This is a genomic window from Clostridium sp. LXY-7, from assembly GCF_056172015.1.
Window position 1 is genome coordinate 1,049,958 of record NZ_JBLLJL010000002.1, and the last position, 20,742, is coordinate 1,070,699.

General features: G+C 30.8%; 26 protein-coding genes. 1 reads left to right on the forward strand and 25 read right to left on the reverse strand.

What is annotated here, in order from left to right:
- Positions 1 to 80 precede the first annotated feature (80 nt).
- From ACI48Q_RS12055 to ACI48Q_RS12085, 7 genes are all read right to left on the reverse strand, one after another.
- The gene (locus ACI48Q_RS12055; RefSeq protein WP_474919326.1) at positions 81 to 476 is read right to left on the reverse strand and encodes an iron chaperone; all 396 of its coding nucleotides are present in this window, start codon (positions 474 to 476) and stop codon (positions 81 to 83) included.
- A gap of 350 nt (positions 477 to 826) precedes the next feature.
- Positions 827 to 1,357: a class I SAM-dependent methyltransferase gene (locus ACI48Q_RS12060; RefSeq protein WP_474919327.1), complete on the reverse strand. Its 531-nt coding sequence runs from the start codon at positions 1,355 to 1,357 to the stop codon at positions 827 to 829.
- Between the two features lie 131 nt (positions 1,358 to 1,488).
- Positions 1,489 to 1,806, reverse strand: a complete 318-nt coding sequence (locus ACI48Q_RS12065) for a hypothetical protein (RefSeq protein WP_474919328.1) — start codon at positions 1,804 to 1,806, stop codon at positions 1,489 to 1,491.
- A gap of 14 nt (positions 1,807 to 1,820) precedes the next feature.
- The gene (locus ACI48Q_RS12070; protein WP_474919329.1) at positions 1,821 to 1,979 is read right to left on the reverse strand and encodes a hypothetical protein; all 159 of its coding nucleotides are present in this window, start codon (positions 1,977 to 1,979) and stop codon (positions 1,821 to 1,823) included.
- A gap of 2 nt (positions 1,980 to 1,981) precedes the next feature.
- Positions 1,982 to 2,272: a GNAT family N-acetyltransferase gene (locus ACI48Q_RS12075; RefSeq protein ID WP_474919330.1), complete on the reverse strand. Its 291-nt coding sequence runs from the start codon at positions 2,270 to 2,272 to the stop codon at positions 1,982 to 1,984.
- Between the two features lie 36 nt (positions 2,273 to 2,308).
- Complete coding sequence (locus ACI48Q_RS12080; RefSeq protein WP_474919331.1) at positions 2,309 to 3,088, reverse strand: DUF5694 domain-containing protein; 780 nt, start codon at positions 3,086 to 3,088, stop codon at positions 2,309 to 2,311.
- 438 nt (positions 3,089 to 3,526) lie between these two features.
- Entirely contained in the window at positions 3,527 to 4,351 is an 825-nt protein-coding gene (locus ACI48Q_RS12085) for a GNAT family N-acetyltransferase (protein ID WP_474919332.1), read from the reverse strand.
- Between the two features lie 665 nt (positions 4,352 to 5,016).
- Here ACI48Q_RS12085 and ACI48Q_RS12090 point away from each other — a divergent pair.
- Entirely contained in the window at positions 5,017 to 6,066 is a 1,050-nt protein-coding gene (locus ACI48Q_RS12090) for an NADH:flavin oxidoreductase (RefSeq protein WP_474919333.1), read from the forward strand.
- 155 nt (positions 6,067 to 6,221) lie between these two features.
- Here the strand turns inward: ACI48Q_RS12090 and ACI48Q_RS12095 are convergent, their stop codons facing one another.
- The 18 genes from ACI48Q_RS12095 to ACI48Q_RS12180 form a co-directional block, all read right to left on the reverse strand.
- A complete protein-coding gene (locus ACI48Q_RS12095) occupies positions 6,222 to 7,136 on the reverse strand; it encodes a phosphotransferase (RefSeq protein ID WP_474919334.1) in 915 nt (304 codons plus the stop codon).
- A gap of 118 nt (positions 7,137 to 7,254) precedes the next feature.
- Entirely contained in the window at positions 7,255 to 7,821 is a 567-nt protein-coding gene (locus ACI48Q_RS12100; RefSeq protein ID WP_474919335.1) for a cysteine hydrolase family protein, read from the reverse strand.
- Between the two features lie 142 nt (positions 7,822 to 7,963).
- A complete protein-coding gene (locus ACI48Q_RS12105) occupies positions 7,964 to 8,422 on the reverse strand; it encodes a pyridoxamine 5'-phosphate oxidase family protein (RefSeq protein ID WP_474919336.1) in 459 nt (152 codons plus the stop codon).
- Between the two features lie 179 nt (positions 8,423 to 8,601).
- Positions 8,602 to 9,258 (reverse strand): class I SAM-dependent methyltransferase, encoded by a 657-nt coding sequence (locus ACI48Q_RS12110; RefSeq protein ID WP_474919337.1) that lies wholly within the window; start codon positions 9,256 to 9,258, stop codon positions 8,602 to 8,604.
- Between the two features lie 135 nt (positions 9,259 to 9,393).
- A complete protein-coding gene (locus tag ACI48Q_RS12115) occupies positions 9,394 to 9,924 on the reverse strand; it encodes a ribonuclease FAU-1 family protein (protein ID WP_474919338.1) in 531 nt (176 codons plus the stop codon).
- 263 nt (positions 9,925 to 10,187) lie between these two features.
- Positions 10,188 to 10,607 carry a GNAT family N-acetyltransferase gene (locus ACI48Q_RS12120; protein ID WP_474919339.1) on the reverse strand — a complete coding sequence of 140 codons (420 nt, stop codon included), beginning with the start codon at positions 10,605 to 10,607 and terminating at the stop codon, positions 10,188 to 10,190.
- 258 nt (positions 10,608 to 10,865) lie between these two features.
- Positions 10,866 to 11,312, reverse strand: a complete 447-nt coding sequence (locus ACI48Q_RS12125; protein WP_474919340.1) for an NUDIX domain-containing protein — start codon at positions 11,310 to 11,312, stop codon at positions 10,866 to 10,868.
- A gap of 13 nt (positions 11,313 to 11,325) precedes the next feature.
- Entirely contained in the window at positions 11,326 to 11,469 is a 144-nt protein-coding gene (locus tag ACI48Q_RS12130) for a hypothetical protein (protein ID WP_474919341.1), read from the reverse strand.
- A gap of 152 nt (positions 11,470 to 11,621) precedes the next feature.
- Positions 11,622 to 12,749 (reverse strand): alpha/beta hydrolase family protein, encoded by a 1,128-nt coding sequence (locus tag ACI48Q_RS12135; RefSeq protein ID WP_474919342.1) that lies wholly within the window; start codon positions 12,747 to 12,749, stop codon positions 11,622 to 11,624.
- Positions 12,750 to 13,016: 267 nt separating this feature from the next.
- Entirely contained in the window at positions 13,017 to 13,481 is a 465-nt protein-coding gene (locus ACI48Q_RS12140; RefSeq protein ID WP_474919343.1) for a pyridoxamine 5'-phosphate oxidase family protein, read from the reverse strand.
- Between the two features lie 70 nt (positions 13,482 to 13,551).
- The gene (locus ACI48Q_RS12145) at positions 13,552 to 14,076 is read right to left on the reverse strand and encodes a GNAT family N-acetyltransferase (RefSeq protein WP_474919344.1); all 525 of its coding nucleotides are present in this window, start codon (positions 14,074 to 14,076) and stop codon (positions 13,552 to 13,554) included.
- A 358-nt stretch (positions 14,077 to 14,434) separates the two neighbouring features.
- Complete coding sequence (locus ACI48Q_RS12150) at positions 14,435 to 15,268, reverse strand: AraC family transcriptional regulator (RefSeq protein WP_474919345.1); 834 nt, start codon at positions 15,266 to 15,268, stop codon at positions 14,435 to 14,437.
- 157 nt (positions 15,269 to 15,425) lie between these two features.
- On the reverse strand, positions 15,426 to 15,953 hold the full coding sequence (locus ACI48Q_RS12155) for a GNAT family N-acetyltransferase (protein ID WP_474919346.1): 528 nt from the start codon (positions 15,951 to 15,953) through the stop codon (positions 15,426 to 15,428).
- Between the two features lie 71 nt (positions 15,954 to 16,024).
- Positions 16,025 to 16,231 (reverse strand): hypothetical protein, encoded by a 207-nt coding sequence (locus ACI48Q_RS12160; RefSeq protein ID WP_474919347.1) that lies wholly within the window; start codon positions 16,229 to 16,231, stop codon positions 16,025 to 16,027.
- A gap of 37 nt (positions 16,232 to 16,268) precedes the next feature.
- Positions 16,269 to 16,457, reverse strand: coding sequence for a hypothetical protein (locus ACI48Q_RS12165; protein ID WP_474919348.1), 189 nt, complete (start codon positions 16,455 to 16,457; stop codon positions 16,269 to 16,271).
- A 348-nt stretch (positions 16,458 to 16,805) separates the two neighbouring features.
- Positions 16,806 to 18,281, reverse strand: a complete 1,476-nt coding sequence (locus tag ACI48Q_RS12170) for a protein adenylyltransferase SelO (protein WP_474919532.1) — start codon at positions 18,279 to 18,281, stop codon at positions 16,806 to 16,808.
- Between the two features lie 147 nt (positions 18,282 to 18,428).
- On the reverse strand, positions 18,429 to 19,595 hold the full coding sequence (locus tag ACI48Q_RS12175) for an ABC transporter permease (protein WP_474919349.1): 1,167 nt from the start codon (positions 19,593 to 19,595) through the stop codon (positions 18,429 to 18,431).
- Positions 19,582 to 20,736, reverse strand: coding sequence for an ABC transporter permease (locus tag ACI48Q_RS12180; protein ID WP_474919350.1), 1,155 nt, complete (start codon positions 20,734 to 20,736; stop codon positions 19,582 to 19,584). Before ACI48Q_RS12180 ends, ACI48Q_RS12175 begins: the two co-directional genes overlap by 14 nt.
- Between the last annotated feature and the right edge of the window lie 6 nt (positions 20,737 to 20,742).

A 20,742-nucleotide genomic window follows, 5' to 3' on the forward strand; every position in this document is an offset into this window, starting at 1 on the left:
CTATGGTACTGTTTTTCATCTCTTATTGTATCTTTTATGAAGATTAGCCTTATTCAATTCTCTCAGCACCACACCTTAATTTATGGAGAAGCTTGTTGATGGTGTTTTTCTTTTGCTGCCATCACATTTTCAGTAACTCGGAATTGAACTATTTTACGAATTAAGTCATAGGGCAATGGCTGTTTTATCGGAAACTGTACAGCTCCTTTTGAGCTTTTGTATTCCGATAATTCATAACTAAAGGTGCTGATTCCGCTAGCACCTGGATAAAATCCGATATGGTTTTTATGAGCGGCAAAATGCACCAAATTCCCATGATAAAAAAAAGTTGGCATCTGCCAGCTCATCCTTTCCTCCGCATCTGGTACCAATTCTTTAATTAGACTTCTCAATATTTTTAGAGTCTCTTGCACTTCCGGTGCTGCATGTAGAATATATTCATCAATTGTTGTATATGTGGTTTTATTTTTTTCCAATTCTTTCTCCTCCTTTTTTCACAAAGGCCCTTGCTCCAATTAACATATGTGTTAAATCAATTATGTTCATAACAAACCCTCACTTTATTTACAACCGGCAATATAAATAACCTTTATTTATTATAAATTTGTCATGATATTAATATTCAACGCATTCAACTTAACTTTCTTAACAAAATGTGATTGTAAAAAGATATATTTATATAATCATCTATATCAGAAACCTTCATTTCAACTTCAAACATTTTTTCTTGCCAAATTGGGTCATACTTAATTTCATTATTTGGGTGCAAACCAAAAAACGTTCTAATTCCAAGTACCTTTTCAATATTAACGTCTAAATCACCTATCTACTCTATAACATCATTTATATCATAATAATTTACTTGTCCAAAATTCATCACGTTAGCTGCTCCCCCATTAAGTAGAGATATTGCTTCATCCACATTATTTTCAAAAACAACTTTTTGCATGATTCTTCCTGCATGATTATGTTTTACCATGGATATTATTCCATTAGGTTTAAGAACTCGACAAAATTCTCTGAATATTTCTTTTCGCTCTTCTGCATACTCCAAAACATTATGACATACTACAACATCAAAGGAATTATCATATTGTTGCTTTAATTGTTCTATATTACCAATAATCTGTTGATAATTGTTATCACATATTCTCATATCTACCATATCAACATCTGGTTCTATTGCTACCACATCATTATTCTTTGCTAAATGATTTGCAGTAATTCCCAACCCACTTCCGAAGTCAAGGATTTTAGAATTAGTTGCTTTATAGAGTTGCTCCCAAACCACTCTATAAAATAGTATCCCCCAAGGTTTTTTTATATTTTCTAAATATATTTTTAAATCATTACTCATTATGTCCTCCCATTATATAAATCATTCTTGTTTACAATAATATACAAGGTTGTCCCATCTGTAAAGCTATGATTACTGCGGTCTTTATGCAGAATGTGAAAGCTATTAAAACCAAGTTAAAGTTTCAAACACTATTCCCCATAATAATCAAGCCACTCTACAGCCTCTCTATTATTTTCTCTCAAAATACTATTACAGTGTCCTACGTGATATTGTATATGTCTAATCTGCATAAATATCACATCTAAATTTTTAATCTTATGATAGATAATAGAATTATTTCCAAGCCATTCATCATCCTTATCGGCAAAAAAGGCTTTAGAAATTTCTTTAACTATGTTTTTATATTCAGTTAAATCTTCTTTGATCAGTTGATCTTCTGGATCATGTTCCAATTCAGGATATACTTTTTTGTCTGCAAAAGGCTCTACAAATTTATCATTATTCATCCTTAACCAAAAATTTATTCCAGTAAAAGCATGCAGTAATTGTTGCCAAAAAACAAACCCTCCTTTTTTTCATTCCATAAATCATAAGGGCATTTTTCTATGATTTCTTCTAACATTGAAAATGATAAATCAAATTGTGTTTTTGATATTTTTAACATATTAGTACTTTTCATTTTTACCCTTCCAAAATTAAACTCTTGTGTACCCATAGCAATATTGATGACTCTGTCTCTTCATGAAACTTATATCCCACACTATTATAAACCGACAATACCCTTTTATTGGCACTCCAAACTTCCAATCTTGATTCCTTAATATTCAAAGCTTTCAAACCTTCTAGAGCTCTTATGAGTAAGTTTTTACCAATACCTTGTTTTCTCCATTCTTTTGAAACAAATAAATCATCTACCCAGCCATATCTATTGTTATATTCATAAATATATATCCTATAGTTAATTAAAAACAATAACTCTGTTTTTGAAATAATTTACTTATAGTGCAATTAAATTAAATAATCCAAGGCTTCTACATAATTCAAATCGAAAGAATCATTAATAAAATCTCTTAAAAGCTTTAAGTGCCCTGCACCATATAATACTAATATACGATCTTCCTCTTTAGAAATGTTTTTTAAGTTACCGAAAATATGTAGGTTTCTTCTATACCATGAAGCAACAAAATCAACTCCTACAGAATCTTCTCCTATTCCAATTTCATTAAAGGGTAAAAATGAAGTTGAATGTTGAAGTTCATTAGTTTCTTTATCATTAAAAAACCTATATATCTTTTCTATACTGGTTTTTTCAGTAAACATACTGTAGTATGCATTTGCAAATTTCATATATGACTCCTCCAATTTTTTATATGCTGTCTCATCTTCTTTAGCCTTTTCAAATACCATGGGCTGAGTCCATCCATCATAATAATCGATACAATGTATATGATCTATTTTATTGTATTTACCTAAATCAAAGGCAAATTTTATACGCTCATCCATAGAGTTAGTGATATCATAATCTGCTCCTTTTATATTAAATTCACCTAACTTTTTATTTAAATCTAATGTAGGATGTTTTAAAAACTCTTTAAAAATTTTATTATATTTTTCTTCTTCACTGGGTCTTAATTCGACACATAATTTATTAGGTTTAAACTCAGATATCTTCTTTATTAGCTCAGCTAATTCCTTTTGTCTATTTTCATTTTGAACTTTAATAATGTCAGTTCCTTCTTTAGTTGCAAAGTGAAATGTGCCTAGAATCATAATATTAGCATTATTCATAATTTATCTCCCCTATAGCTTATTTTTATGTTCTCTATCAATTTAAATTTTGGGTTTTGTTTTAATATAATGTAGTTCTAAAATCAACAACCATTTAAAACAAAGCCAAATTTTTAAAGACTGATATAACTAGCATTTCTCATATAGCTAGTTTCTGTGATAAATCATCCCTTCTTACAATTAAGAATCAACTTTAGAAAATTATAACAAATTATACTAAATATTCATACAAAATTCCATAATTTTGGTAAAATATATTTCTAACACCTATTCTTCAATTTCAAAAAATCTTATTTTCTTATTTAATATTTATATATTTTCTTATATCCTCTATCTTAATTATGGATTAAAAAATACCGCATATTCATCTAAGAATAATACGGCAATAAATCCACTGATTTTTTAACTATATCTGAACTAAAACTGATTATCTAAGCATTAAAGAAACATCCCAATTGAGGACTCTGTCTCCTCATGAAACTTATATCCCACACTATTATAAACCGACAAGGCTCTTTTGTTTGCACTCCACACTTCCAATTTTGATTCCTTAATATCTAAAGCTTTTAAACCTTCTAAGGCTTTAAGGATTAAATTTTTACCAATACCTCTTTTTCTCCATTCCTTTGAAACAAACATATCATATACCCAACCATATTCAATGTTTTCTTTATCTTTCCCTACAATAATAATAATATTACCTACAATCTCATCTTCATGCTTAGCTGCTATACTGAACAAGTGATTTGCACTTTTCAATTTTTTTAAATCCTCAACTGAATAGCCAGTAACAAATACTTCATTTTGCTTTTTCACCAACTGGATTAGCTCATCTTCGTCTATAAGCTCAAGCTCAACAAAGTCAATACCATGAATATCTGTAATCTGGAAACTCTCCTCAGTTATCTCTTTTTTTATTATATACATACCTTCATCATGGTTAAAACCTTCTTTAGAAGAATAATATGCAATATTTTCTTTATTATCTGGAAAACAACAATGATAGACTCTTACATCAATATCCTTGTTCTCTTCTTTTATACCTCGTGAACGCTTCATTAGTTCATCAAACATTTGATCTCTCAACTCTTCTTTGTCTACAACATCTGCTACCTTAATATCAATATAAATATTCAATCTAGGTTTTTCATATAAATCAGAGGGTTTAAATGGATAAATCACAGCTTCTCCTACTAACTTATTATCTTTATCATAAGCCTCTAAAATGTATTCTCTTTCACTATCTTTAATTCTATAACTCATATCGTCCTCCTATTTTTTAACTTCACTTCATAAAATAGTTCTACTTTAATCTTAGGTCTAATATATTCTATTCATAAATCCATATAATTTATTAAAATTTAGCTTTTTGTGAGATAATCATAATATATAATATTAAATATTCTTAAATGTATTCCATAATTTAGGTAAAGTTTATTTTTAATGTCCATACTCCTCCATGACATGAAGTAAAACCACAGCCTTCATAAAAGTTACGATTAGTTTCTTAGAATGTTACTGTTATAATGGAAATTCCCATAACTTCCGCCTCCTGCATTAACCTTTTTATCACCATATCCTCATCGGTTATATTTTACTTGTTACGTCATAGCTAATGCCGTATTTCCCGCCCAACCGAACTTTTTAAGTTCATTCTCATTATTTTATTATACATAATTGTAATTTTCTTATAATTTTTTCAATAGCTTTATGAGGCATATAGAATGGAGTTTTAACCGATTATGGAAAGAGTATATTCAAAAGGATCTGTTTACTCCGGCATAGTGTTTCCATTTGGCTTACACTCTCCTTATGGTAAGTATATTACTTAAAAGTGCATACTTTTATTTTATAATATAGCTATTATAATTAAAATATAAGAAAAATTTAACAAATATATACTTGTATTTGTAGGGAGGTTTATTATAGTGAAAGTTTTCGAATCAATTAGGATAAAGAACGTTGAGTTTAAGAACAGGGTTGTTATGGCTCCAATGGTTCTTTTTGGGCTGCCGCTAAGGGAAGACGGAATCATGGGTGAGGAAGTGCTCCAACACTATTTAAAGAGAGCTAGTACAGGTATCGGTCTGATAATTTGCCAGGCAGTTTCGGTAACTTCCTCCAAAATGCTATATAGTGGTGGGGGCGGACTAGGTGGTATAGGAGTATATTCCGATGAACACATCATAAATATACAAAGGTTAGCGGATGCATGTCATAAGAATGGCACCAAATTTTTTGTACAGCTTGTTTACCCTATTGTTGGATACAGCAACGAGGATACAATCAACAATCTAACAGAAGCCGATTTGGAAGAAATCAAAAATGATTTTGTGAGAGCGGCAGAAAGATGTAAAAAAGCCGGCTGTGATGGAATTGAACTGCATGGCGCCCATAGCTTTTTCCTTAACATGCTATCATCACCAATATCAAACAAACGAGAAGATCAATATGGCGGTGATATACATGGAAGGTTGCTGTTGGTAAAAAAGATTGTTGAAGAAATCAAAGAATTTACCGATGATGATTTTATTATTTCTTATCGTATGGGTTGGAATTATAATCTGGATATTGACATCAAAACTGCTCAAACACTCGAGGCTATGGGAATAGAAATGCTGCATGTTTCCTCTGGCATACCTGCTAATAGAAAATTAGAAATTCCTAGCGATTTCCAGTTTAATGATATAGTGTATACTGGCAGCCAAATCAAGAAGTATGTAAAGGTTCCCGTCATTGCTGTAAATGATATTAGAACACTACGCAGAGGGAATATTTTGGTGGAAAACAATTTATGTGATTTTGTGGCATATGGAAAACCCTTTCTAGCGGATGCAGACTTTATGGAAAAGTCTTTAGAAAATTACGATTACAAGCCGTGCTTCAGCTGTAAAAACTGTCAGTGGTTTGTAAATGGGGAAAAATGTCCAGCACAAATCAAGGCTAACAGACGTAATCTAACGCAAGCTCAATTTTAAGAATATATGGAAAAGCCTGTGGAAATCAACAGCTATGAAAAGGTATACTAATATTTGTCTTTTGCCAAATCAATTTAATCCTAAAATTGTCTCCAAGTCGTCACAATTGTTGACGGCTTTTTTATTTATTCTAATAACTATATCTGGTGTAGTTATTAGAATAATTCTTTCTTTAATAAATCTTTTAATTTCTTTATACTATCAACCTTATCCATTGGTATTCCTATTCTTATAAAATAATCTTTGAGTATATTACCACAGCAAGAATGAATAGACAGTCCTTTTATCAGTAAATCTAAGAATGTATCTTTATCGTCATTACCTACAAAACATGAAACAAGCTCTCTATCACACAAAAAAAGTTCAAAGATTATGGCAGGTAATTCGTAATATGATGGTGCTTGGACACAATCTGCAAAATCAATTAATGTAATATAATTATTTTTACTGATTAGAATATTATCTCTTGTAATATCTCCATGTACTAAAACGCTCTCCTCACAACATACTTTTGATGAATATCTTACTAATTCTTTTATTAATTCTGAATTCAATCCTTGCATTCTTTTTAATTGTTCATTTTGATCATTTAAGGAAATTGACTTAACTATAGAATTTATTGGTTTATTAAGTTTCTCTAATATTTCTTTAATTTTCTCTACTAAATGTTGCTTTTCATTAATGGAATATGAAAGTATATAACAAGCCCCAATGTCATTAGATTTAAATTCCATAATAATATAACGAAACAAATACTTATCTTGAATTTCACCATTTGCAATTATCTTAGGTACTGAAATACCCTCCTTATTTACAAACTCCATTGTATATAATTCAACATTATAATCGTACTCTGTATCAATACCGGTCTCAAAAGGTGCATATATTTTTATCACCAAATTATCTACTTTAAAAACAGCATTGCTTCCAGGAGCCAAATTTTCAATTTCCCCTTGTACTATTAATTGTTCATTTCTTAAAATCTCATCTATCAATGGCTTGAATACTTCAATAGAACAAAAAACATTTCCCCAAGATTTCCAATCAGTCAATTCCTCTGCAAATAACATTTCATACCTCCATCTAAAATATAAATAATAATTACTACGCAGCTTTTTACTATTATGTATTAACTTGCATAAAATTTATATCATATTTTACATTTTATTTGTATTATTCCTTTATATTTCATCTAAACTCATTACTTGATATGAGGGTAATGTTATTTTCCTTAAATTTCTTTAATAGCTTATCCCACTTATTTTCAGCTAATATTACAATACCATCTGTAATTATCGTTACATTATATCCGCGTTTTAATGCTCCATTAGCAGTAAATTGAACACATCCTTCTGCATCTAATCCAACTAGATATAACTCATTAATTTGGTTCTCAGTTAAAAAAGCTTCAAATTTAGGATTAGAAAATGCATCTGGCATTGGTTTTGAAAAGCAATAATCAGATACAATATTAATTCGTTTATCAAATTCTGTTCCTAACTTTCCCTTGATTGCAGTTCCATGACCAAGAGTCCTAGATAGTATTTTCCCTAAAAAACCTTCAAATTCTTGCCTAATATATATAGTGATAATATTTTTCTTTGAAGTTTCTTCTATTATTTTATTCACTGTTTCAATTAATCTCTCTGAATCTTTATAGGGGAATGGTGCTCTTGCTGTTGTACCTGTATAATCTTCTTGAATATCTATAACTAATAATGCTTTTTGTGAATTTGGATATTTCTTCAATTCCATAGTCTAGCCCTCATTTTCTTCCTCATCAAAATTTAAATATAATTTACATATATGTAAATTATATCATATTGCGATGCATGTATACTATTATTTTATGTAACTAAGAACTTACTCACACTAACTGTAATCATAATTTAGTGTATTAAACCTTATATTTACATGTTCTGAATTTTCCTTCGATCCAGAACGTAGCTTCAATAACTCGAAACTTTAATAAGAAACATTTAGGATCTTCAATACCTTTGCTGAAAAATCTTCTATCGCAGTCTTTTTCAAACTCTTTTTTTATGTTTATATCATCAATTATTTCAACATTCCCCATAAGAGTAACGCTATCACCTCCAAGATAATAGCAAACACTTGCTTTAGTATTATTTTGAAAATGAGTTGCTTTTCCGTTTAAATTAGACCTTTTTGAGGTAATAAAATAGATTTCAGAAAAACCCATTGCTTTAAGTTTCGATATTGCACAAATACGAGGATAACCATTTTCATTAACAGAAGCGAGTGTTACAACATTACATTTCTCTAACAGTTGAGATGCTTTCTCTTCTATTTCTTTAATTCTTTCTTTCTGGATTTCATGAGCTGTTTTTTTCATGATTCTTTCATCCTTTCTTATATACAGCTTATATAAATAATTTCCATACCTCTCTTAACCCGCCAGTATATATATATATATACATTATTCTAAGAAATTATTAATTTTTATAGTTGTTACAACTTATACGAAGATTTTATATGAAATTAATCAAATCTTATTTGTTTGATATAAATTAATTATTTCTTACGTCCATTTATATAATAATATTTAGAATCATATTTTTTACCATTTAAGTAGCAATAATCTATATGCCGTATTTTTTCTACATCAAAATTATGAAATAAATTTAAAATGTCTTCGCGATTAGCATAAAAATGTGGTACATCTTTATCTGGACCATCTAATGTATTTAGTACTGTGTTTTCATCTATTTTAGGAAATCCAGCTTTATCAAAATCCCAAGCCTCTTTAGAACACATGGACGTATACACTTCTCCACCTTGCTTTAACACTCGTTCTATTTCGCTTATAACCTTTTTGGTACCCTCTGTATCTGTATGTGAAATAGCATGATATGCAAATACACAATCAAAAGAATTATCAGCATAAGGTAAAGCAACCATATCACCAAATTTAATATCAATATCTAAATTTTCTTTTTCAGACCATTCCTTTAAGTAGTTCACTGCATAATCGGATATGTCTATAGCTGATACCTGAAAACCTTGTTGTGCAAAAAATATGGAGTGTCGTCCTAAGCCAGCACCCAAATCTAAAATCTTTTTAAAACCTAATTCTAACCATTTGTAAGACAAATAGTAACTGTCCTCAGTTGGCTTTAACCAAGGTGACTGATTTGCTTTTTCCCATTCCCAACCTTTTGAATCTACCATTATATATATCCCCCCAAAAGCTTTTTGTAGAATATTATACCTATTCTCTTTACTTTCTCATGACCCATTAGAAATAATAAATTTTTAGATCTTTGCTATTAGCATTTCACTTTTACTTCATCTAAAATAATATCTCTAGTGCTCTAAATAAATTAAATATTTATGACAAAATGATATTAAAAAATCTCTATTTGGAATTATCTCTTTAATTATTTTATTGCATGTATTATAAGCCATGTCATAATCACACTTTGTTATTATTTTTGATTCATAAGCTTCTTTTAACTCATCTTCATCGAGGATAACTATTTTGAAATCTGGTGAAACAGCAATATCTAAATACAGGTCATCATAAAATGGATTGCCTTGTTCATCAATCGAATTTTCTTTTGTCATATCGAAATACCACTCAACTATTTCATCTGAGGTATTATATACTGCACTAACACACCATTTTTCATTATCTGGTAAAAACATTAAACATTTATAACCATCATCTAATAAGCATAAATCCGACTCTTCATAATCGACAGTAATCTTTTGTTTTACCTTAAAAACCTTAATCAATGAAATATATCCACTAAATATGTCATCAATATGAATATATTTAGATGAATACACATCTAACCATTCCCAGTTAATTCCGTTTATGAATTTTCTTTTCATGATATTTATCCTTCCAATTAACTATAGTTACGCACATTATCCTACTGCTTAACCCTAAAATAAAATTGATGATTATTATCTTTCAAAATCATTATCTTATCTTCATAAGAATACAGCATTTAGTTTTCTATTCAAATAACTCATTTATAATTGAGACAATGAGAATCAAAAAAATTATACCATATTATAGTAAATATCATCCCTATATTCTATAATTTGGTATAATTAATTAATCTAAACACCTAAAATCGTAAATATAGATGTTAACTATTATAATTAAAATTCTTTAAATAGGATTCAACAAATTTTTTATTTTCATGCCACCAATGCATCTGATAAGCTTCTCCACTCTTAAACCCAAGTTTTATTGCTAAACTATTAGAGGCTTCATTTCCTGCATCACAATCCCATACAGGTTTAATATTATTTTTCACACAATGTTTAATAAACTCTGAACATGTTATTAAAGCAAATCCTTGTTTTCTAAATTTATCTTTTGTTATAATATCAATTTCTGCATGTCCTTGTTTTATATAATATGTATTACATGCACTAACAAACTCACCATCTTTTAATATACAAAAACCAAACCCATTTGAAATAAAGTTATTACATGATTCCCATAATGTGTAATATGATGAATCTACTTCTTTTGCATACTTCTCAAATAAAGATGCATCCATTTTTTTTTAAATTGAAATCCTTCTGGTATTCTTTGGCTAACTTTTGAAATTGAAGATAAGCTTGAATCCTCCCATTCAAATAAATTTCTACTTAGCTTAGCAGCATTATCACTAAGAATTTTGTCCAATTCAATAATCCATTCAGAAGAAGAGCTGTAAAGATCAAAATAATTACTATGATTTTCTCGATTATATAAAAAGTCTGATAAGAAAACATTGTCTTATCTAAAGTTGAATTTTCTCATTTTATCGTAGAAGTTATTCCATACTTTCATTTCCAAGATAAACTTGTGTTTTTTCGTTGTGATAAAGTCGAATGATTTGGGAACGAAGCTTCGATGGATACAAGGGTGTATTCATTAGATTTTCGATAGGTAACCATTCAAAACCGATTTGATTATGGTCGCCATGAAGCTCTGCTTTTTCTATTTTACCAATATACTCACATAGGAATACCAAATCTATCCTATGAAATGATTCACCCTTTAATCCTTCTACAACAAATTCAAGGGATTTGGGTTGGATCTCTATCCCGATTTCTTCCGCAACTTCACGCTTAACTGCTTCTGACAATAATTCATTTGTTTCTTGCCCACCACCAGGCATAATATAAAAAATATCTCCGTTATCATTTATTTTGGTTGCCAACATTTTACCATCTTTGATAATAAGCGCTTTAGCTGAATTTCTTATTCTTCTTTCCATATGTTTTTCTCCCTCAAAAAATTAATAAACAATATTTTACTCCTTTAATTCCATTTGGGGTTAACGGCGCTAAATCTCTTCCATGTCCGATAAAATTTCTTTCATCAATAGATTTATATGTTGGTTCTCCATGCCTAATAAGATAAAATGTGGTCAATATAAATTCCTCCTCAATATTTATTTGCTTTTGTAGTTGTTACCTGTTATTTTAAGAATATTCCGAAATATTTTTTTCATATTAAACATATCTTGAGGCTTAAAAATACTCTTTTACATAATTATTTAAGATTATTTTTTATGAAATCAATACTATTCATATATTAAGATTATACTCTCATCATTTTTAATGAAGTGACTATACTCTCCTTCTTTATTACATAAAAATTCCTTAAAAAACCTTACAGTTAAGTCGTTTATTACTATCTGTGCTTTCTGTACAGAAGATGTTTCTCCTTGTATTATTGGAAAATCTGTAAAGGTCATATGCGTCGTGTCATTGACTTTTATGAAAGACTTATAACCTGACAAATATTTATAAAGCTCTTTCTGTTCAATCTCTGATTTTCTTAGGACATCGTCATATAGTATAATTTGTTTTTTAAAAGATTCAGCATCAGAGTTATCTTTCAAATAGTCAATAAACATTTTCATAGATGCTTCATAATTATAAGTACTTCGTCTAAGATTTAACACTGGAATATTTAATCTCTTATTTTCTTCTAACCCTTTACTTAAATTAAAAAATTGTAATGCACCATCGAATAGTACTGTTGCTTTAATTCTGGAATCACACTGAGAAGCTTTGAATACAGCAGCTCCCCCTAAAGAATGTCCTACCAATCCTATGTTTTGCAAATCAAGCTTGTTTTTTATAACAGAATCTTCTTTATTTAGTTTTTCTATTGTGTCTAATATAAATGAAATATCTTTAACCCTAATATCTATTAGATTATTTTTCTCTTCTTGGGTTAACTCTTTTTGGGGCGGCACAATTGTTTTTCCATTTGGTAACACTGTTAACATACTGTCATAAATGTGTTCTATGGTAAATACTACAAAACCTTCTTCAACTAGTTTTTCAATATTAAAGGTCATATAATCTCTAGGCGCTCCAAGTCCTGTTGACTGTAGAATTACTGGATATACTTTTTCTTCTTTACTTATAGGTGCATCATTATATATGTTAGTTTTTATATTCTTAAGATAACTTTCCTTTTCTGTTTCATTATTTAAAATGACTACATTTTTGAATCTTTCAATGAACTTATCTTCTCTTGGACTATATAAATTTCTGTAGAATGCTTGTCCTTCTTCCTTCCATTCTTCATCTATTGGATAATAAAAACTAATAACTACCCTTCTATTCTCATTTGTATTTGTTAATGTTTCTCTTCGCTTTTCATCTTCAAAAACTCTTATTGTTCTTCCTACTTTCATCTTTATAATCTCACTTTCAATTTCTTTTACTTAATGATAAATTATCAACAGTATATTTAATTAATTCATTTACTATACATCCCATTTAAAATTCTAAAATACAAATTTTATTCATCATATATTACTAGGTTGTACCAACTCTAAAGCTATTATTAATACAATCTTTATAAGTATTTAGTATTATATAATCTACTCAAAGCATATCACCATAAAAAATAACATTATGTTTGATCGGCTACATCATCTATTTCCTCATATTAAAGGTCTCTATTGAATAATATCATTTACAAAAGGTATTGCTGTTGCAGTTTCATTAGTATAATCAATCACATATTTTGTATCTTTACTAAATGCAATTGCGGAAGATAAAGTGATTTTCAAAATACAGGTATATGGATCATTTTCATTGACATGGCGGTCATAAAAGGCAACAAATACCTTTCTTAATTCTTCTCTCAAACTTTTATTATTTTCAGCTTTTGGATTCCCTAAATTTTTGCCAACTCCCTGTGCACACATTAAGTCTTTACAGATTGACACATTTGGTTTTTGTTCAATATCTTTCATTTTTTGTGAAGTTGCATAAGTCATAACATAAACTGCACCATCTTTGTAATATCCATCAACATTACGCACATTTACACCATTTTCGGCGCAAGTGGCAAGGGCGATAACTACATCGGAACCAAGCTGTTCTTTCATTAATTCGGTTGCTAATTGAAAAGCATTCATAATTCATCCTCCTAAGGTATAAATAATATTTACTTTATAATATTTTACAATTAAAAATTATTTTTAAAATTTATAACATATAAAGGGAATATTTATTATGCAAGTATTCCTTCTCTCTAAATAATTCATAGCTTGAACCCGATAAAACAAATCCAAGGTTTTCCACAAGACGGATTGACCTTTCATTGTCAATATAAATACATGCACTTATCTCTTTTACGTGCATCTCCTCCCTTGAGAATTCAATGATTTCTTTCAGCGCCTCTTGCATATAACCATTTCCCCAAAATTCTTCTTTCATGTCATAACCAACTTCAACTTTACAATCTGCTTGATTCCAACAATGAAACCCACATGTTCCCATTTTCATGCCATCTGATTTCCGCAGAATAATCCAACGGTGTTGAAATCGTAGTTCAGGCTGTATATAAAACCCAATAATTTCATCTGCTTCTTCCATATCAGTTATTGGTTCCGCATCAAATAAATATCTATTCACTACATCATCTGAAAACTGACTAAATATAAAATCTCTATCATCAATAGCTATATTTTTAAGAAATAACCTTTCTGTTTCTATATCTTTAAATAACATAATTTATCTTTAGTGAGAGAGGGTATAACAAGTACCAAACCACACTAAAATTCACTTCCTTTCTATACTCTTTTATTCCTCTTATAAGTTATTAGTTAGCCTTTTAAAATACTCTGGGCTATTAAATATTTAGCTATATCTGTTTCATTAGAAAAATATAACTAATCTTATCTCTCAACATTCTACATGGCACAATGAATGCCAAGAAAATTATACCATATTATAGTAAATGTTGTATCTACATTCTATTATTGGATAATCTTTTTTAAATAAGCGGTAGAAAACTAATCCTATTGACAAGTTTTTTACCGCTTCCGATTGAAAGATAAAAATTGTATATTTAAAATTAGATTAAGGCTTATTTTTTAATTGGCATTAATATTACTGTTCCATCCTTAGTACAACATTCTATTTCTGCTCCACCTGTTAATTGATAACCAGTAGCAGGAAGCCATTCATTAAAAATTCCCATAGTGAATGCTCCTACATCTCCTTCGCTTTCGGCTGGCACTTGAAAAATTGCATACATCCCAGCAGGAATTGTTATAACCTGGTAGCTCTTATCAAATTCAATGCCGTTATATTCAACACCAATCATATAATAAAAAGAATTAGGTTCATTATTATATGTTGTAATAGCATATACATTGTGATCTACCGAGTGCTTTTTTAAGCTATCATACAATTTTCTTTCCTCAAATTCATGCCAAAAAGTCCCTATTTCTCTGTAGTGTGCGTTGTCAGTGGTGTGCATTTTTTTATTGATACCAATAATTTTCATTTCTTCTTTTTGTTCAATTTTATAATCCATTTCATCTACTCCTTGAATAATAAATTTGAAGGATATCCGTGGATATGTCTTAAGCATGACACCAGTTTTTCGCGCTAAAGTTGGTGTTGTTCCATGTAGTTGACTGAATGCACGTGTAAAAGCGGAGTGTGAATCATATCCGTATTTTAATGCAACATCTAGAATTTTTTCATTCCCATTTTGAATATCATATGCTGCAAGAGTCAATCGTCTGCGGCGTATATATTCTGATAGTGGAATTTTTGCCATGAACGAAAATACTCTTTGAAATTCCCAAACAGAGCAACACACAAATTTTGAAGCAACTGAATAATCAATATCAGCCCTTAGATTGCCTTCGATATAATCAATTGCTTCATTCATGCCTTTATGCCAATCCATAAATTCACCTCCTTGAAATTATTATATAAAACCTGTAAAAAAACCGCTTTGCATATTGTGCAGTTAATTGCACAATTGGGAGAGCATCTCTGCTCTTGATTTTTTACAATGTATGTAGATTATACAGTAAATGCTACATAAGATTATGCTTATTATCTCATAGTAATTTTTCATATAGTCTAAACCAGTTCAACCCATAGTTTCCAAGGCCCAAGTCAACTGTATCAATATATTTAAAACCACATTTTTCATATAGCTTAATGGCAGGTATATTACCTTCGTAAACATCCAACCTAATTGATTTAGCTTCTGACTTAATACTATGTTCAATAGAAAAGTCCATTAATGCTTTGCCTACACCATATTTTAAAAATTTTGGATGCACTACAAATGTATATACAACAAAAACATCTGAATAGTCAGACTCAAATTCCCATTTAGCTTTATAATATGCAGGTTCAGGTTCATGGCTTAAAATAACAGATCCAATGATTTTCCCATTATGTTTTGCTACATAGAGATTACCATGTTTAACTCCATCAATTGCATTTTGCCGAACAGGATATATGCCCTTTTCCCAGCCAGGATAGTTTGCTCCTTTTTCCAAATGGTCATTCAAATCGTTATAAAGCCGTTCTAATTCATCAATATCATCTGCTTCTCCTAAATCAAAAATAATATCCATATGTGTATTCCTCCAATTAACGTAAAATGTAAATAATCTTCTTAATTTATAAATATTATTTCTAATATTAATTATTTTGCATTAGCCTGTTTTTTTATTTCATCAACAATTATTAATGTGCATACTACTACTATTGCAGATAATATGGAAATTGCGGCAACTACAATCCCTATCTCGTAAGGACCAGAACCAATTGCTGAACCCGCACCTATAGCTAAAAGATGTACTATCCAAAATGTTATAAATCCGATTAATAGATAAAGCAATTTATTGACCATTATTATCCTCCTTGATTTCTATTTCATTTATTTAATGTTATATAACAACTTCTAAAGCAACTTTTGTTGGACTAAACTGCTTTAATCTTTCTACAACTTCACAAATTTCTTGTTGCCTTGTAGGCGAAAGAAGATTGTCTAATTCAGTATTATACATATCTGATGTTTGTCTCATATGAAATGTACCAACAAGAAGCACCTTAGGTTTTAAAAAAGAATCTTTCATTTTTAAATCACTCCTTAATTCTCTAAAAAACTAGTGAATAATAGATTACAATGTAGAATCACTCTAAATTATACCATATTTTACTAAATTACCACTAATACATTTCATAGTTTTGGTAAAACATATGTTACACCTACACTAAATAAAAACACCATAAAATTCATTTTTGAATAATATGGTGTCTTAAGAAATTATTTAGTTTTATATAAAAAAGATATATCTCTTATTGATGAAGTCATAACACATTCCTATAAATATATTTTCTAAGAAAATGACGCCCAGTAACAATAAAATTATGGCTTTCGGCATAGATGAAAAAAGTTATTTAGTTGGTCCAATGCTTCTATATTAGGTACCGCAAAAGGTTCTGTAAGAACAGGCTGATGGTTCAGGCAATGTGGAGTACTCATCCTGTTCGGGAGAGTGAGCGTAGGGCTTCGAAAGAACCTGAAGCAGCCGTTCCATCACGCTATAATCGCCCTGTTTCACTGCGGCTTCTAGGGCCTCTTCTACCCGGTGGTTCCGCGGAATTATGGCGGGATTGCTGCTTTGCATCAACTGATGGGAGGAAGCTTTTGGTTCCTGCTGCCTGCCTAGTCTCGTCTGCCACAGTTCATACCACTGAGCAAATTCTGTGGTGCCAAACAGCACTGTATCCTCAGGCTTATCAAAAGTTAATGCGCGGAAGGTATTGGTATAATCCGCACCATACTTCTGCATCATACTGAGGAGATCTTCAATAAGGGCTTCATCCTGTGGTTCTTGGTTAAATATCCCCAACTTTGCTCTCATTCCCACCAGCCAATTATGGTGATACAATTCAGTAAAATTTGAAATCGCATCCTGAGCCAGTTCCACAGCCTGCTCTTGGTTCTCATGAATCAGTGGCAATAGGGTTTCTGCAAATCTCGCCAAATTCCACGCTGCAATATTCGGTTGATTGCCATAAGCATAGCGGCCATGAAGGTCGATGGAACTGAATACCGTTGCTGGATCATAGGCATCCATGAAGGCGCAAGGACCATAATCAATGGTTTCTCCACTAATGGTCATGTTATCAGTGTTCATCACCCCGTGAATAAATCCAACCAGTTGCCATTTGGCAATGAGCTCAGCCTGACCCTTAATCACTTCCTGAAGTAGGAAAATATATCGGTTCTCATCAGTGTTACCCTCTGGAAAATGTCTTTGCAATGTGTAATCAGCCAAGTCCTGGAGCTCCTGAGCACTTCCCCATTTTGAAACATATTGGAAGGTTCCAACACGCAGATGACTGGCAGCCACCCGAGTCATAATTGCACCCTGTTCCTCGGTTTGGCGAATTATTGTCTCACCTGTTGTCACCACTGCTAAGCTGCGAGTGGTAGGAATTCCAAGGGCCTCCATGGCTTCGCTGATGATGTATTCCCGTAACATGGGTCCAAGTGCTGCTCGACCATCACCTCCACGTGAGTATGGCGTTCTACCTGAACCTTTTAGCTGAATATCAACACGGTGACCTAGAGGCGTGATTTGTTCACCTAGGAGTACAGCGCGGCCGTCCCCTAACATAGTGAAATGCCCAAATTGATGTCCTCCGTAAGCTTGCGCAAGTGGTAACGCGCCTTTTGGAATCCTATTACCCGCAAGCACCGCTACGCCATCATTACTTTGCAGTTCCTGAACACTCAACCCCAATGACGTTGCTAAAGGATAATTGAGAATAATCAACTCCGGTGAACTTACAGGGGTTGGATTGATGTTAGTAAAAAATGCTTTCGGCAGTTTAGCATAACTGTTATCAAAATTCCATCCTGTTTCTATTATTGCTTTTCTCTCTATCATTGTATCTCCTTTTCTTTTTCTATATTTTTTGTGTCCTAGCTTTTTTAACACGATGTAGCTCCTTTTAGTGTCTGCTTCTGCCAATTTATTATACCTTTCTACTTCTAATTCTTGACCCTGTAGCCATGTAAAATAATGATTCAATTCCTAATTGCTCATTCTCTTTTGTTTTATCACTACAAGAGTAACCGTAAGCACAGCCACTGCAAATCCAACCATTATGAGCATATTAAAAAATATAGGTGTAAGATTCTCCATATTAAAGTTAACCATATCAGCTATAATATTATTAGATTTTACATACCAGTAATTTGGTGTAAAGCTTGCAATTGTTAATACTGTTTTGCCTAGCAAAGCTTGAGGCACAAACACTCCACTTATGAAGCAAGTACCTAATGAAACCACATTGGCTGCTGCAGACATTGCCCCTTTACTCTTTATAACATTCCCAATTAAAAAGCTTATGCTCAAAGCTGTTAAAGTAAATACAAAAGAATTTAAGAGAAATAGCAAGCCCCTGGCAGTAAACATATAACTTCCATACATGATAAAACTTGTAACAATCATTGCAAACCAAGCCAGTACTGCATAACTAAAGTTTCCTAATATCATTTGGAAATTCATGCTTCTAAGTTTTACCGGTGAACAAAAATTTCGTTTTTTTAAATCTGTATTATTAAACACCATCATAACAGAGGAAACACCTAAAATTAATATTGCAAACAATGAATATGCTAAATAGTTAAAATAGACTGCACTCTTTTCATTTTTAGAAATTTCCTCTACAGGATTATTTAGCATAACTTCAGTTTTTTGTGCTAAATCCTTATCAACATAGCTTAAAAGCTGTTCCTCAGATAAATTCTCTATGATAATAGTATAGGTTTTTGCAGTATTTAAATATTTATTGATTATACTATCAATATATATTTCACTAGTTGAACCAGGTATTGTAGTCTTTTCTAGCTGTAGTGTTTCTCCACTTATGAACCCATCTGTGAAGCCCTTAGGCACTTTTACTATATATTCTACCTGCCTGAAAAATAAAGCATCTTGCAACTTTTGAGTACCCTCTGGAATATTTACAATGTTGGTATTTTTACTTAGGTAATCCTTTAGACCTTCTACTAACCTTGAATTTGTATCACCATTTATAAAAGCTATATTAACTTTGGTTTGAGTAAAATTTATATTTGTAGGTTTAGCATTAGTATTTGCAAGAGCTATTGCAAAGGATATAAATACCACAAAATAAATTATTATTTGAGATAAATTTTTATAAATTACTTTTAAAAAAGCTTTATAGACTTGCATAGGTTTGCCTCCTTAATACTAAGTAGGTAATTATGCTGAAAACCACAGAGAAGCCGCAAAGGAGAGCTATATTTGTGAAAAATTGCGTGTGGGTATTATAATAATATAGTGAATAAAAGCTATCCGTTATTAAATTTGCTGGATTAAGATATCCCAATATAGGGACATTTGTACTAATAATATATTTCATTTTTTCGTACATCATACCTGACAAAAATGACATTATCATAGTAACTCCAACTAAAATTCCAATTTTAAGACCCTCACTTTTTTTGACTATTGTGGCAATACAAGTACCATAGGTTACTCCTGTAATTGTGCCTATTACACAAGTCAGTGCTATATACCCTAATTGATTACCAAAGCTTATTTTTAGTATGAAAACCAAATACCCCAGTAAAACAAATATTTCAACTAGCTGAACTGTAGTTGCGGCAAATATAGATGCCAAGAATAGCTTTAACTTATGTGTAGGAGCCACGTTAACTCTTGCTCCCTGTGGAGATAGATTAGCCTGTATGGCGGTTACTTCTTTAAGTCCACAAAAACCTCCATATAGGCACGCCATTGCAATTAAAGTGTAAAAGTAGTTTACAACGGTATTAGGAGCAGCTTTGCTACCAGTAACTTCTTTAAGATAATTAGTTCTGTTTCCTATGCTATTTAAAAGCCCATTTTCAACTGCAGCAGGATTATTACTAATAATTGTTACCATTGTAGAGGTGGTTTGTTTAAAGTCATCTAGGAAACTTTTTATAATACTTTGATTTATATCAGATTCCTTCACAACAAGCTTTATTCCATTATTAAAATAAATGTAACCTTCAATTTTATTATCTTCAAGAAGCTTATCCATTTCGTCCTTTGATGTATACGTTATATCAAATAGATTACTTTCCCTTGAACTATTATTAGAACTTGAAACAGACTCAATAGCCTTAATAAAATCTATATTCTTTTTATATTCATCATTATTAACTATTCCAATTTTAATTTCTGAAAAAGCTTCTGCACTTAAAATATTTGAAAGAGCCATATTAAATAATGTAGCCAAAAGTATTGGAAATAAAAAAGTCCAAAACATGGTTTGCTTGTCCCTTACAATACATTTAAGCCTGTACAGATAGTTATGCAAAAACATAATATT